The sequence below is a fragment of the Pseudomonas sp. genome (assembly GCF_050739935.1).
Classification (GTDB): Bacteria; Pseudomonadota; Gammaproteobacteria; order Pseudomonadales; family Pseudomonadaceae; genus Aquipseudomonas.
Genome location: NZ_JBOICF010000010.1, coordinates 1 through 14375, shown reverse-complemented (window position 1 = coordinate 14375; position 14375 = coordinate 1). Strand labels below are relative to the sequence as shown.

At 55.9% G+C, this 14375-nt stretch carries 12 protein-coding genes; 4 read left to right on the top strand and 8 right to left on the bottom strand.

The window, feature by feature from the left end; all coding sequences use genetic code 11:
• Nucleotides 1–52: 52 nt before the first annotated feature.
• Both ACRER8_RS00735 and ilvC read right to left on the bottom strand, forming a co-directional pair.
• On the bottom strand, nt 53–1600 hold the full coding sequence (locus ACRER8_RS00735) for a Rieske 2Fe-2S domain-containing protein (protein WP_431744462.1): 1548 nt from the start codon (nt 1598–1600) through the stop codon (nt 53–55).
• 97 nt (nt 1601–1697) lie between these two features.
• Nucleotides 1698–2750 carry a ketol-acid reductoisomerase gene (gene ilvC, locus ACRER8_RS00730; protein WP_431744461.1) on the bottom strand — a complete coding sequence of 351 codons (1053 nt, stop codon included), beginning with the start codon at nt 2748–2750 and terminating at the stop codon, nt 1698–1700.
• A 140-nt stretch (nt 2751–2890) separates the two neighbouring features.
• Between ilvC and ACRER8_RS00725 the strand changes: the two genes are divergently transcribed.
• Entirely contained in the window at nt 2891–3556 is a 666-nt protein-coding gene (locus ACRER8_RS00725; protein WP_431744460.1) for a GntR family transcriptional regulator, read from the top strand.
• Nucleotides 3557–3598: 42 nt separating this feature from the next.
• On the opposite strand, the gene ACRER8_RS00720 is transcribed toward ACRER8_RS00725, so the two are convergent.
• Together ACRER8_RS00720 and ACRER8_RS00715 are read right to left on the bottom strand one after the other, a co-directional pair.
• Complete coding sequence (locus ACRER8_RS00720) at nt 3599–4906, bottom strand: MFS transporter (RefSeq protein WP_431744459.1); 1308 nt, start codon at nt 4904–4906, stop codon at nt 3599–3601.
• A gap of 89 nt (nt 4907–4995) precedes the next feature.
• A complete protein-coding gene (locus ACRER8_RS00715; RefSeq protein ID WP_431744458.1) occupies nt 4996–5835 on the bottom strand; it encodes a class II aldolase/adducin family protein in 840 nt (279 codons plus the stop codon).
• 114 nt (nt 5836–5949) lie between these two features.
• On the opposite strand from ACRER8_RS00715, the gene ACRER8_RS00710 reads away from it, so the two are divergent.
• Nucleotides 5950–6843, top strand: coding sequence for a LysR family transcriptional regulator (locus ACRER8_RS00710; RefSeq protein WP_431744457.1), 894 nt, complete (start codon nt 5950–5952; stop codon nt 6841–6843).
• A 214-nt stretch (nt 6844–7057) separates the two neighbouring features.
• On the opposite strand, the gene ACRER8_RS00705 is transcribed toward ACRER8_RS00710, so the two are convergent.
• The 4 genes from ACRER8_RS00705 to ACRER8_RS00690 all read right to left on the bottom strand — a co-directional run bounded on the left by ACRER8_RS00705 (nt 7058) and on the right by ACRER8_RS00690 (nt 11421).
• Nucleotides 7058–7897, bottom strand: a complete 840-nt coding sequence (locus tag ACRER8_RS00705) for a class II aldolase/adducin family protein (protein WP_431744456.1) — start codon at nt 7895–7897, stop codon at nt 7058–7060.
• A gap of 414 nt (nt 7898–8311) precedes the next feature.
• Nucleotides 8312–9103 carry an SDR family oxidoreductase gene (locus ACRER8_RS00700; protein ID WP_431744455.1) on the bottom strand — a complete coding sequence of 264 codons (792 nt, stop codon included), beginning with the start codon at nt 9101–9103 and terminating at the stop codon, nt 8312–8314.
• Entirely contained in the window at nt 9100–10443 is a 1344-nt protein-coding gene (locus tag ACRER8_RS00695; RefSeq protein WP_431744454.1) for an MFS transporter, read from the bottom strand. The genes ACRER8_RS00700 and ACRER8_RS00695 overlap by 4 nt, the downstream gene beginning before the upstream one ends.
• A gap of 39 nt (nt 10444–10482) precedes the next feature.
• A complete protein-coding gene (locus tag ACRER8_RS00690; RefSeq protein ID WP_431744453.1) occupies nt 10483–11421 on the bottom strand; it encodes a 3-keto-5-aminohexanoate cleavage protein in 939 nt (312 codons plus the stop codon).
• 158 nt (nt 11422–11579) lie between these two features.
• Here ACRER8_RS00690 and ACRER8_RS00685 point away from each other — a divergent pair, with 158 nt between their 5' ends.
• A complete protein-coding gene (locus tag ACRER8_RS00685) occupies nt 11580–12608 on the top strand; it encodes an AraC family transcriptional regulator (protein ID WP_431744452.1) in 1029 nt (342 codons plus the stop codon).
• Nucleotides 12609–13036: 428 nt separating this feature from the next.
• A partial coding sequence (locus tag ACRER8_RS00680) for an MFS transporter (RefSeq protein ID WP_431744451.1) occupies nt 13037–14375 on the top strand: 1339 nt, incomplete at its 3' end.

Here is a 14375-nt window from a genome sequence, read left to right as displayed (position 1 = left end):
CCTCTCACCCGGCAGACGCCCCGCTTGCGTGGAACGGGGCGCCTCGTTTTTATTATTGTGGTTTGAAACTCTGTTCGAGGGCCTCAAACTGCTCGCGCACGAATACCTCGCGCTCTTTGCCTTTGAGGCCATCGGCTTTGGTCAGGATTGCGACCGCTTCACGCGCCAGGCGTCGACGATTGGCAACTTCCTTCTCCGTCGTTTCGGCGATGGGCATGTTGAATACGTTGCCAGTGCAATAGCTGTTTGGCTCACCATTCAGATCGCGCAGCCATTGGGCGAAGCCCTGAGCACTGGCGCTTGGGTTGGTCCCGCGTACAGCGTCCCGCAACATTTTTCGGAAGGCATACAGACCCGCATCGAACTTGGTTGGATTCTCCAACGCATGCACCGCGATTGGCCGCTGGCTGATGATCGCTTCGTAGTCGCCCGGCGCGTACTGGGCGTCCTTGTAGTCGTGACGCTCACGATGATTGGTCGGGATAGGTGGAAGGTCTTCGAGCTTGTACTTGCCGAACCGCTCAGGTCGGCGCATGGCCACCTGGCCTTCCAGGAAGTCAATGGTCTCGTAACCAACCATTTCCTTGTTACCGACCCCACGTGTGTCGATACCAGGCCCCATGACTCGCCAGCCGATCATCTTGGAATTCTCATCATCGACCGGTACTGTCCAACGAATGATGTGAAAACGACTGAAGAGTTTTTTCTGCGAGCCGTCCTCGGAGGTGTAAGCATGCAAGCTCAGGTTCGGTAGCACCTGATGCTGGATACGCAGGAACATACGGTCATCGTTCACCCGACGCGCGCCAGCGCAAGCCAGGCTACGTCCCTGGTGCACCGGGATAAACTGCATGTCAGGCGCGACTTCCATGGAGGCCGCTCCGACTTCGTCGAAGGTGGTGCCCTGAAAGTTGCCACCGACTACGTTCTTCGCCGAGTGCAACGCAGTAGGGTGGAAGTTGTCAGCCGCGTTGTCTTGAACCTGCAGCCAATTGCAGTGCTGGAAGTTGCTGTACGGGACCAACTCGTCGCCGTCCATCACAGTGAAGTTTTGCTCCCACTCAGGGAACGGCGGCTCATCCTCAGGTGGACCCATATAGGCGAAGACCAGGCCATGTCTCTCGAACGCCTTGTAAGCGCCTTGACGGATAGAGCAGGCGTACTTCTGACCATCCTTCTCTTCACCAGCCGGGAACGGTACGTGAAGGCAGGCGCCGTCCACGTCGAACACCATGCCGTGATAGCAGCACTTGATACCCTTTTCCTGAATGGCACCGTATTCGAGGGAGGCGCCGCGGTGGCAACAGTGCGCGTGGAGCACGCCGATCTGGCCACTGCCATCACGAAACGCCACCAACTCTTCTCCCAGAATTTTCAGGAACCGGGGTGTATCGGTCAGTTCCAGAGACATACAGACAGGGTGCCAGAAGCGGCGCAGGTATTCGCCGCTGGGAGTACCAGGACCGGTCTCTGTCAGCTCTGGGTCGTGGTCAGGGATTTTGTTGGTGTAATAGCCGCCATAGGCAATCAACTTCTTCTGGATGGGCGCACCGCCGCCAGCACTACGTTGCTCATCAAGCTTTTCGTGTTTCTCGGTCATTTTGCATTGCCTCGCTTATTGTCTAATACGAGAGCCCGTATTCTGAACTCTGTATACATATTGTATGAACGCAATGTTGCTTAACGCTGGGGTACTTCTAATTGATCGACTTATCTACCAATGCCGAGGCTTTGATCCACGGCATCATGTCCCTCAGGCGCTCACCCACCACTTCAATCGGATGAGACTGCAACTGGTTCCTGCGTGCAGTGAGGGTAGGGTTACCAGCCTTGTTTTCCAGAATGAAGGCTTTTGCGTATTCCCCGCACTGGATGCTCGAAAGCAATTCGCGCATCCGGTGTTTGGTTTCAGGCGGCACGATTTTCGGGCCACTGACGTATTCGCCGAATTCGGCATTGTTGGAAATGCTGTAATTCATATTGCCGATGCCGCCCTCGTAGATCAGGTCGACGATCAGTTTCAACTCGTGCAGACATTCGAAATAGGCAAGCTCCGGTGAGTAGCCACCTTCCACCAGGGTCTCGAAGCCCAGCTTGATCAACTCTACCGTGCCGCCGCAAAGAACCGCCTGTTCACCGAACAGGTCGGTTTCGGTTTCATCACGGAAGTTGGTCTCGATGATCCCGGCCTTACCGCAGCCAATAGCGCAGGCATACGCGAGCGCAACGTCACGAGCTCTTTTTGAGTGATCCTGCTGGACAGCGATCAACGCAGGCACACCATGCCCGGCTGCAAAGGTGGACCGCACAGTATGACCGGGCGCTTTCGGGGCGATCATTACCACATCAAGATCCACGCGTGGCGTGATCTGGCCATAGTGGATGTTGAAGCCGTGAGCGAAAGCCAGAGTCGCGTTCTTGTTCAGGAAGGGCTCGACTTCGCTTCGATACACGTCAGCCATAAGCTCGTCCGGAATGAGCATCATCACCAGGTTGGCGTGTGCAACCGCTTCGTCAATAGGAAGGAAAGTGAGGCCGGCAGCACTGACCTTCTTCTCTGAACTGGAACCCGGGCGCAAGCCGACGACGACGTCAACGCCGCTGTCACGCAGGTTCTGCGCATGGGCATGCCCCTGAGCGCCATAACCGATGATTGCTACTCGCATATCCTGCATCAGGCTGGCGTCTGCGTCCTTGTCGTAGAAAAGCTTCATTGTCTTGACCTTCTTATTGGCTACTGAATCCTGCATTTGAAACTCTGAACTCTGTATACAGAGTTCAGAGTTTTGACCTACACTCGAAGCAAGTCAAGGAAAAATTTGCTCGTTTGGGGAGAACGTGGACAATGCAGCTCACAATCAGGGACGCCGGTGTACGGCAAGGTCAATCCATGACAACCACACTCAAACGTGTGCAGACGCGCACGGATTACGTAGACGAGGTCTATAAGGCGCTGCTGGACGCGATCAGCGACGGCTCGCTCGCTCCAGGAACGCGGATCACTCAGGAAGAAATCGCTGAGCAGATGCACATTTCCAGGTCCCCCGTGCTTCAGGCATTGCGCCTGCTGAAGAAGGACGGTCTGATTCAGGACGCCCCAGGCAGAGGTGTACTCGTAACGCCGCTGACAACCGACGACATCAGCAATCTGTACCTCATCCGCGGTGCACTGGATAACCTCGCGGCAAAGATGGCGGCGGCTCGGCAATTCCAGCTCGACCCTTCGGTGATCAAGCGCGGCAGAAAGGCGTCCCAAGGCAAGAACATCAAGGAAATGATTGATGCCGACGTAGCCTTCCATACCGCGATATACGAAGGATCCGGCAACCCACTGATTGCCCAGAGCGCTCAGGTGTATTGGGTGCATCTGCGCAGAGCGATGGGCGCCGTATTGCAATCTTCGGAGCAGCGCCAGGCCATCTGGAACGAGCATGAGGCCATCGCAGAAGCGATCGGCGCGGGAGATGTGGCGGCAGCAGGTGAACTCACGGACGTGCACACCACTCACGCCAGGGAGAATCTCATTGAAAGGCTCAACAGCTTGCTGATGACGTGACAAACCAAGGTGCCCGCAGATCCGGGCACCCCTATTGGCTTTCTAGCGATTGACCACTGACTTTGGCATTTTCAAACAGATGCACGCTGCAAACACCAACGAGCCCGCGATGCAATAAAGGGCAATGTTGGTGGAGGCTGTCATGTCCTTCACCCAGCCGATCATGTATGGACTGATGAATCCCGCCAGGTTACCGACCGAATTAATCATCGCGATACCCGCAGCTGCCGCGACACCACTCAAAAACGCTGGCGGCAAGCACCAGAACTGACACAGCCCCGTGATGATCCCCATGGTCGCCAGCGACAGGAACGCAAGCGATACCATCGGGTTGCCAATGGTCATGGTACTCAAGACCAACCCCAGCCCTCCCAGCAAGGCAGGCACAGCAGCGTGCCAGCGCCGCTCCCTGTGTTTGTCAGCGCTGCGGCCAGTGAAAATCATCGTCAATGTCGCGCAGGCATAGGGAATGGTCGTCAGCAATGCCACGGTAGACGGGTTCTGAATCCCCGAGCTCTTGATCAGTGAGGGTAACCAGAAGCTGATGCCGTACAGGCCCATCATGAAGCCGAAATAGCCTGCACTGAGTACCCAGACCCTGCGATTGCGAAACGCTCCGAACATCGAATGCACTTCCGCAGGCCCGGTTTCGTTCGCAAGGTTCTGCTTGAGCGTCTCTTTGTCACTGGCACTCAACCAATGGGCATCGTCGATTTTGTCCTGCAGATAAAACAGCACTGCGATGCCTGTAATGATGGAGGGCAGCGCCTCCAGGAAAAACAGCCATTGCCAGGCCGAGTACCCATGCCAGCCATGGGTAGTTGCCATGATCCAGCCTGACAACGGCCCCCCTATGACACCCGCCATAGGAATACCGGTCATGAACATTGCAGTAATTTTCCCGCGACGTGATGGTGGGAACCAATAAGTAAGGTACAGAATGATTCCCGGGAAAAACCCCGCCTCTGCAACCCCTAGGAAGAACCGAACAATGTAGAACATAGTTGGCGTGTGCACGAACATCATGCAAGCCGATAGAAAGCCCCATGTAATCATTATTCGGGCAATCCAGCGCCGAGCACCCACTTTGTGCAACATGACGTTACTGGGCACTTCAAAGAGAAAATAACCAAAAAAGAATACGCCCGCGCCCAGACCATAAACTGTTTCACTAAAGCCTAACTCGTCCAGCATTTGAAGCTTCGCAAATCCAACGTTAACCCGATCCAGATAGGCGAAGACGTAACACATGAAAAGAAACGGGATGAGTCTAAGTGTCACTTTTGCATATAGGTTCGACTGTGCACTGGTGGCGCCAGCCGCATAACCCGCCTCAATGGTATTTGACATGAGTGGTTCTCCGCACGCTTGTTGTTATTGTCAGGCCGATTGGCATTGCGGTTCGGTGGCGCGGCCATAGCGACAGCGCCCTCCGAGCATCAGGTGAACATGTCAGGTTGCTCTGCTGCGATCCGCTCGTACAGCGGCTGGAAATGGAGCCAGCCAATGAAGGGGCTACCCACGTTTTCCCGGCTGTATCGTGCCCGCTCGGGCGTCACTAATTTCGGGGTGATGCCAGTGGCTTCAATGAGCAGTTGCTGCTGGCAGCAGCGCTCCAGTGCGATAAACCAGAACGCAGCTTCATCGATGCTGTGACGGCTTGCAGTCAGCAATCCATGGTTCTGGTGAATAGCAGCGCGCACGTCCTTGAAGTAGCTGGCAACGGAATTCCCAGCTTTGGTTTCCACCGCTACTGCTCCAGCCTCTGCAGTGATCACGACATGATCCTCATAGAAAACGGCAGCATCCTGAGAGATCGGCGGAAGCGGCCTTCCCGTGGCCGCCCAAGCGCCACCATAAATGGTGTGGGCGTGACACATGGCCACAATGTCAGGGTGCTCGCCGTGCACAGCAGCATGAAGCACAAACCCTGCGCGGTTAATAGCGTAATCACCCTCGACAACCTTGCCTTGATGATCGGCAAGTATCAGATTTGAAACCCTAACCTTTGAGAAGTGAACCGCCATCGGGTTAGTCCAATAGAGTTCCGGGAATTCTGGATCCCGTACTGTCAAATGACCGGCAAACCCATAATCGAGATTGTGCTCCGCAAATGCTCGACACGCTGCTACCAAATGTTTTTTACGATATTGCCGTTCTTCTTCAAAACTTTTGAAATCAGGTATTTCAGGAAATATGAGACCTGGTTGCTCAGGCTGGTAGATAGAGACTCGTTTGTGCCCATTAAAGGCGGGCTCGATTTGCAGCAAAGGATCCATGGCTAACCCCTCTTCATTGTTATTGTGGCGTCGATATTCCTCTCCCCTTCGTCCATTGACAAACGAAGCCTATTAACCCAAGGTTGAATTAGATTCAGCCTCGGCCAATTAATAATGAGAAGAATTCCTAACTTTGCATCCATACGCGCATTTGAAGCGGCGGCGCGCCTGGAAAGCTTTGCTGCTGCCTCAGACGAGCTGCATATCTCCCCTTCCGCAGTCAGCCACCAGATTCGGAATCTGGAAGCCGTCTTGAACGTGGAACTTTTCGTCAGACATCCACGTTCGGTCGAACTGACAGTCAAGGGGCGCGCTCTGGCGCGAAGACTGACAAAGGCCCTTGATGGACTGGAAGAGTCGCTTTCTCCCTGGATGCCCAACGCAGAACAATTGGGTCTTTCTGTTCACTGCGCCCCGAGCTTTGCCGCGAAGTGGTTGTCACCCCGCCTTGGCCGACTCATGAGCGAGCCAAACCCTCTTTACATTCATCTCACCTCCAGTGCGATAGCCCCAGAGCTGACACGGCACGAAGAGATCGACGTCGCGATCACTTACGGCGCACCCATCGACCGCATCGGCGTGACCGTGGAGCCGCTGGGCACAGAGCTGATCGTGCCAATGAGCTCTCCACAGTTCTTCAACGCCACGCAAATGCAGAACGTCGATACGCTCAAGCCAGGCTCACTCATAGACTCCCAATTGAGCCCCGTCCGCTGGAGCGATTGGTTTGAACATGAGGGGGTTCCCCACCGGGCAAATCTTCGCGGGTTGTCATTTGATCGAGCGGCATTGGTTCTTTCGGCTGCTGCCGACGGTCTGGGCATTGCATTGGAATCTACACGCCTGGCCGAAACCGAGCTCAGCAACGGGACGCTGATCATCCTGGAAGGCTGGAAGCCCCCGCTCAAACAGGAGATGCACTTCTTGTGCTATCGGACGGCAATGAAGGGGAGCCGTAAAATAGAGCGGTTCAAAGAGTGGATCATGAAGCAGATCCCCGCCGCATGATCCGAGGGGTCATCAACAGTTTACGATGCACTTCGGCATCAGCAGACAGATGCCGCTGCGCAAACCAAAGCAATCCGATGCAGTACAAGCCTTTTTCAGCCGCGCACGAAGCATTCAGCGCTTCAGGCAATCTGCAAAGAATTATTTTTAAGATGAGTGCGAAGATCGAGAGAAGAGTGAAACGCTGCCTGGAACGACAGCGTCTCGGGGTATGTCAAGAAAACATATCGGGCTGATCAGCTGCAATCTTGTCGTACAGGGCCTGGAAGTGCAGCCAGCCAATGAACGGGCTGCCGACATTCTCACGGCTGTAACGAGCGCGCTCTGGGGTGACGAGTTTCGGCTCGATACCGGAAGCTTCGATCAGCAGCTGCTGCTGGCAGCAGCGCTCCAGTGCAATGAACCAGAAAGCCGCCTCGTCTATGCTGTGACGGCTGGCAGTCAATAGACCATGGTTTTGGTGGATCGCGGCTCGAACATCCTTGAATGACCCGCACACCGAGTTACCTGCTTTCGTTTCTACTGCCACCGCGCCAGCCTCGGCAGTGATAACAACGTGATCTTCGAAGAAGACCGCGGCGTCCTGAGTGATCGGCAGCAACGGACGGCCGGTCGCTGCCCAGGCACCACCGTAGATGGTGTGCGCGTGGCACATCGCAACGATATCCTGATGCTCTTCGTGGACGGCGGCATGCAGCACGAACCCCGCACGGTTGATGGCGTATTCACCCTGAACCACTTTGCCTTTGTGGTCAGCCAGAATCAGGTTCGACATTTTCACTTTGGAGAAGTGAACGCACATCGGATTTGTCCAGTACAGCTCAGGAAACTCCGGATCGCGAACTGTGAGGTGACCGGCAAAGCCGTAGTCCAGACTGTGGGCGGCAAAAGCACGGCAGGCGGCGACCAAGTGTTTCTTGCGGTATTGGCGCTCTTCTTCAAAGCTTTTGAAATCTGGCATTTCTGGGAAGATGAGACCTTCCTGCTCTGGCTGGTAAATCGAGATCCGTTCTTTACCGGTAGGGCTTGGTTGGAGCTTCAGTACAGATTCCATGGGGCTAACCTCTCGTTATTGTCGTGGCTGGCCTATGGTCGCGAGCTGGCACCAACCTGACAAACGAAGCCTTTTCACCCAAGGGTCAATTTTATTCACCCTAAATAAAATAACTGCAAAACATAACTTTGAGCGACTCGATCACATCGAACGGCGAACCATTACTCGCTCAGGGCAAAGCCTTTACAGATCAGCAGTGGTACTTATACGGCAGACACCTGATCGGCTGGGTCAGTCTGGTATGCCCTGTCGTGAGCAATTGCTGCTTCAGCAATTGGAGCAACACCCGCCCTGCCGATTGCAGGCGGCCGTGCCTGGCAGCGATTGGTCCGGAAGCGAACATTGGCTAGAACACCGACCACGATCAGTCTCTTTTAAACAGGTGTTTTCCGCCTTCGCGCTTCAGTGAAGTTATTAGAGATATTCCACGTTCCCGTCCACGCTGATGGCCTGGCCGCTAATATTCGCCGCCGCCTGAGAAGACAGAAAGAGCGCCATGGCCGCGATGTCTTCCATGGTCACCATTCGGCGTAGCGAGATCTTTTCCAGGTACTGGTCACGCATGGCTTCGAACTCGATGCCCAAGGTCTGTGCGCGGGCATCAATTACCCGGTTCATACGCTCACCCGCAACCACGCCCGGAAGAATGGCGTTGACCCGAATGTTGTCCGGGCCCAGTTCGCCGGCGAGTGACTTCATGAGTCCTATGATCGCCCACTTGGTCGAGGCGTAAGGGGTTCTGAATGGATAGCCCAGACGCCCCGCCACTGACGACATTGCGATGATGTGCGGATTCTGTTTTGACTGCTTCAGGAACGGAATCGCTTTGCGCAAGACGTAATACTGGCTATTGAGATTGGTCGAAACAGTGTTCTCCCACTCCTCCGCTTCCAGATCCTCGATGTTTCCCGTCGGACCTGCGATTCCCGCGTTGTTTACCAAAACGTCCAGGCCCCCCAGTGTCGATATCGCTTCCTCCATGAGCCGGTCGACATGCTGCTTGATACCGACATCCGCCACTGCGCCGTGCATTCCGGGGTGGTCGAGCTTCATACGTTCTATGGCACCGGCATCGATGTCGCAGATGTAAACCTGTGCTTCGATTTCATGAAAGGCCTTGGCGATGACCGCTCCAATTCCAGCGGCGCCGCCCGTTATCACGACTTTCAGATTCGCAGCCGGCTTGAGTAAATCAACGAGTTTCACAGAGCTTCCCCACCATCAATGACAGGCTTGTTAGCGAACGGACGACCACCTTCTGCATTGATGGCCATTCCCAGTAAGGGTACGAGCAGTAGCCCGAGTACAGCAGCCGCCACGATCACAAAAAAACCGGAAGAACTCAGGCCTGACGCTTTCTCGGCAAGGCCGAACAGAAAAGGCCCGACAAACCCGCCGAGCAGCCCGAGCGTATTGATGAACGCCAGTCCAGCTGCCGCTTCGATGCCCTGAAGTCGCTTCATCGCAATTGCCCAATAGGTTGGCAGCACGCCCCCGGCGAAGAATGACGTTGCAGTGAATAACGCGATGCGCGCGGAGGCGTCATCGATCAGGGTGAATGCGACCGAACTCAAGATCAGACCGCCTGTGAAAAGGCTCAGACAGTAGGTGTCGCGATCAAGCTTGCGGTGAATTCTCGGCAGGATCAAAACCCCTGCCAGGAAGCCGATGCCCACACTGCTGGACAACAGCCCGACCGTCAGAGGCGAGGTAATCTGCATCTGCTGGATGATCGAGGGCGTGAAGAAAACCAGCCCAACGAACGCAACCTGGTTCAGGAAGTAAATCAGGCCAATCAGGATGGTGGTTGGTCGAGTCAGCGCTTTTACCCAATGGCCGCCGTACTCATGGGCGTTCGCATGCCCAGGCAGTAAGGCCTGCGTCTCCAGGGACTCGGCTTCGGCCCGAGTCAGCCAGCGTGCATCGCGCGGCCGCTCAGGCAGATTGAACCAGAGGATCACCCCGACCACGATGCTCGGCAGCCCTTCCAGCAGAAACATCCACTGCCAGCCATGCAACCCGCCAATCCCATCCATGCGCATCAACGCTCCACCGATGGGATTGCCAATGACCAACGCCAGCGCGGGTGCGATATAAATCCAGCCGATGGCGATGCCACGATCCTTGGGCGCAAACCACAAGGTCACCATGTACATCAGTGCCGGAAACAGCCCGGCCTCGGCGATGCCCAACAGGACCCGAAGCAGATAGAACGACCATTCGCCCTGAACGAACATCATCGCCGAAGACAACGCGCCCCACGTCACGGCAATTCTGGCGATCCAGCGCCTGGGCCCGATGCGGTGTGCGAGCAAATTGCTCGGCACCTCAAGCAGCGCGTAGCCGATGAAGAATATTCCGGCACCAAGCCCGAACGCCGCCGCACTGATGCCCAGGTCGGCATTGAGCGCAGCCTTGGCCAGCGCGACGTTGGTCCTGTCCAGATAGGACATGAAGTAGATGGCGCACATCAACGGGATCAGTCGAACCATCGCTCGCCGAGTCGCGAGCACGTGGGTGTGTGCGGCAGAGAGAGAAACCGTCATCGTCAAACCTCTTCTTGTTGTTCTGGTTCATCTGAGCAATTACAGGTGGACGTTCTGCCTGCCCTTGAGCCCCAGCATTTGCCTGGCCTGCTCCGGGGTCGCGATCTCGAATGAAAGCTCTTCCAGGATGTGGCGGACTTTGCGAACTTGCTCGGCATTGGTTTTGGCCTTGACCCCTTTGGCCAGGTAGATGCTGTCTTCCAGACCGACACGCACGTTGCCGCCCATGATCGCCCCCATCGTCACAAAGGGCAGTTGATGACGCCCCGCTCCCAGAATGGAGAACTCGTAATTCGCACGCCCGAAGAGCCGGTCGGCGGTGGTGCGCATGAGCACAAGGTTTTCAGGATCAGCACCCAGGCCGCCCAGAATCCCGAAGCATGACTGAATAAAAAGTGGCGGATTCACCAGCCCCTGTTCAACGAAATGGGCGAGGTTATAGAGGTGCCCTACGTCGTAGCATTCAAACTCGAACCGTGTTCCATATTCACCAAGCTGCTGCATGATCTGCTTGATGTCTTTGAACGTATTTTTGAACACCACATCTTCCATGCCTTCGACATGATCCCGCTCCCAATCATGAGTCCAGGACGAAATCTTTTGGGCGATTGGATGGATCGAGAAATTCATCGAACCCATGTTGAGCGAACACAGTTCTGGCTTGGCAATGAGTGGATAGGCCAGACGCTGGGCCAGCGTCATCCGGGTGCTACCGCCGGTGGTGATGTTGATGATCGCATCGGTCGCTCGGGCAATCGCCGGGACGAATTGACTGAAAACCTCAGGATCAGGCGTGGGCCGCCCATCTTCGGGATCACGGGCGTGCAGATGCAGAATGGCCGCTCCGGCTTCGGCCGCTTCGATTGACTGCGCTTGGATTTCGGCAGGCGCGAGCGGGAGATACTCGGACATTGACGGCGTATGCGTCGCACCGGTGATCGCACAGGAGATGATGACCTTTCGGCTCGGCTGATTCATTTGGGGACGACCTTGTTCTTATTGATGGATCGGGCGCGATCGATGTTTTGGTTCGCAGCCGCTCGTTGTGCGGTCAAGCTTATTGAGTTTTCGAGAGCGCGGTAAGATCATCAACGGACAGTAATAGATCCTTAAAGGACATTCAAAGGAGGCGATCAATGACCCGAAAATTGCCCTTGTTCAACGAGCGTATCTACGCCCCGTACAAGATTGCGGCGTTGGTTGATGTGCTAAGCGAGCAAGGCATTCCGGCTGCCGCAAGCCTGAAAGGTAGTGGCGTTGAGGAGGATCAAATCCAGGATGCGACTACCCTCACCTCAGTCCGCCAGTACGCCGCTGTGTGTGGCAACGCGGTGTTACTGTCCCAGGACCCTGCAACGCCGTTCAAGACTGGCGCCCGCCTCCACTTGTCTGCTTACGGCATGTATGGCTACGCACTGATGTCCTGCCTGTCGCTGCGGGACTACTTCAAGTTGGGGGTCAAATACCACGCGCTCGCAACGCCGACGCTCACCATCGAATGGCAAGAGTATGAAGACGAAGCGGTTTGGACCTTTCCCGATGCATCGACGCCAAGTCCGTCGAAGGAAATAAAACAATTCTGGATTGAGCAGCAATTCACCCAGCACGTCACGCACCTACAGGATGTTTTCGGCCAGAGCTGCCCTCCTACCAAAGCCTGCTTTTCGTACCCTGCCCCCGCACATGCTCATATTTACCCGGAGTATCTGGGTTGCCCCTGCACCTTCGATCATGACCAATGCGAACTGCATTACGACAGCTCGATTCTCGACCAAAAACCCCATCTGGCGCATCGCCTGACAGCCACGGTTCTTCAGCAAACCTGTGAACGTCTGATCGGCCAGGCTAAGGTGTCCACCGGAATCTCAGGCGAGGTGTATCAGATGATGATGCAGACGCCAGGAGCTTTTCCAAGCATGGAAACAGTGGCAAAGGCACTGCACATGACCACTCGCAGTCTGCGTCGAAAGCTTCAGGATGAAGAAACATCGTTCGTGGCCATCGTCGACGATGTGCGCTGCTCCCTCGCTATCGAATACCTGAAGACTACGATGATGAGCACTGACGACATCGCACTGCTGCTGGGTTTTTCAGAACCGACCAACTTCAGGCGGGCATTCAAGCGGTGGACTGGGAAAACCACGAAAGATTACCGCCAGAATTGATTTGGACAAGAGCACTACAAAGGAATCCTTGCCTTTCGCGGGCGCCCACTTGAGTCGAAAGACGCCCTTGGGCCTCGTAACGGCATTGTTCTCTTCCAGAGATTTGACAGCCTGATGAAACGCTCGCTATAACTATAGCGTTGTACGACGACAGACGATTTAAGGTCGGTCACCTCTAACAATAAAAATGTCGGTCACTCTCATGAATTCGACTTGCTGGTTTATCTCCCTGAACACCCGGTCCATCGGCGCTGCGCTGACTTCATGCCGCCATGGGACGTGCAGTACGCCGGGAAACATCATCCGCACCACAATGCAGAGCACTTGTTAGACGTCTGACTCCAGGCCCTGCGCCTCGGAGACGTACGCGTGCGCTCTCGCCAGAACGGTCGAGAGAGCATCATCCCTCCAAGAATAAAAGTGATGCCATGAACCTGAACGAGTCCACCCATCCGCAAAGCATTACCCAGGCGGCTACCCGGTCCGTCGGTAAATACCGCTGGACGATCTGCGCGCTGCTGTTTTTCGCGACCACGGTCAATTACCTGGATCGCCAGGTGCTCAGCCTGCTGGCCCCGGATCTGTCCACGCAATTTGGCTGGAGCAACACCGACTATGCCAACATCGCCTCGATGTTTCAGTTCGTCTATGCGATCGCGATGATTTTTGCCGGCCGCGTGGTCGACAGGATCGGCACCAAAACCGCTTACGTGGTGGCCATTGGCGTCTGGTCCACCGGCGCGGTGATGCACGCGTTTGCGGTGCCGCTGGGGCAAGGCATTGGTGCGATCACTACCGCGTTGGGTTTCGCGGCGATCCCGGTGTCCATCGCTGGCTTCATGCTGTCACGGGCCGTCCTGGCGATTGGCGAGGCCGGCAACTTCCCGATCGCGATCAAGGCCACCGCCGAATACTTCCCGAAGAAAGAACGCTCGTTTGCCACCGGCATCTTCAACTCCGGCGCCAACGTCGGCGCAATCGCGGCGCCCATCTGTGTGCCGCTGATCGCTGCGATATGGGGCTGGGAATCAGCGTTCATCGTGATCGGCCTGCTGGGTTTCGTCTGGCTGGGCTTGTGGATGGCACTGTACGAAAAGCCGGATCAGCAAAAACGCTTGACCGCCGAAGAACTGGCCTACATCCGCAGTGACGAGGCCGAGCAGGTCATGGCTGACCCGGTTCCGGGTGCGCCTGCCAGGAAAGTCTCCTGGTTCAAACTGCTCACCTACCGTCAGACTTGGGCGTTCGCCTTCGGCAAGTTCATGACCGACGGCGTGTGGTGGTTTTTCCTGTTCTGGCTGCCGACGTACCTGTCAGCGCAGTACGGCATGAAAGGCTCGGCCATCGTGATTCCGCTGTTCGTGCTGTACAGCATGACCATGGTCGGCAGCATTGGCGGTGGCTGGTTCCCGAGCTACTTCATGGCCCGCGGTGACAAGCCTTATGACGGCCGAATGAAAGCCATGCTGGTGATTGCGCTGTTCCCGCTGCTGGTGCTGCTGGCGCAACCACTGGGCTATATCAGCTTTTGGGTACCCGTGCTGTTGATCGGCATCGGGGCGTCCGCGCACCAGGCGTGGTCTTGCAACATCTTCACCACCGTTTCCGACATGTTCCCGCAGAAGACCGTGGCCTCCGTAGTCGGCATCGGCGGCATGGCGGGCGGCCTGGGTGGCGTGGTCATGACCAAGATCGGCGGCTGGGTGTTCGACTACTACAAGTCCATCAATGACATTCACACCGGCTACATGATCATGTTCGCCATCT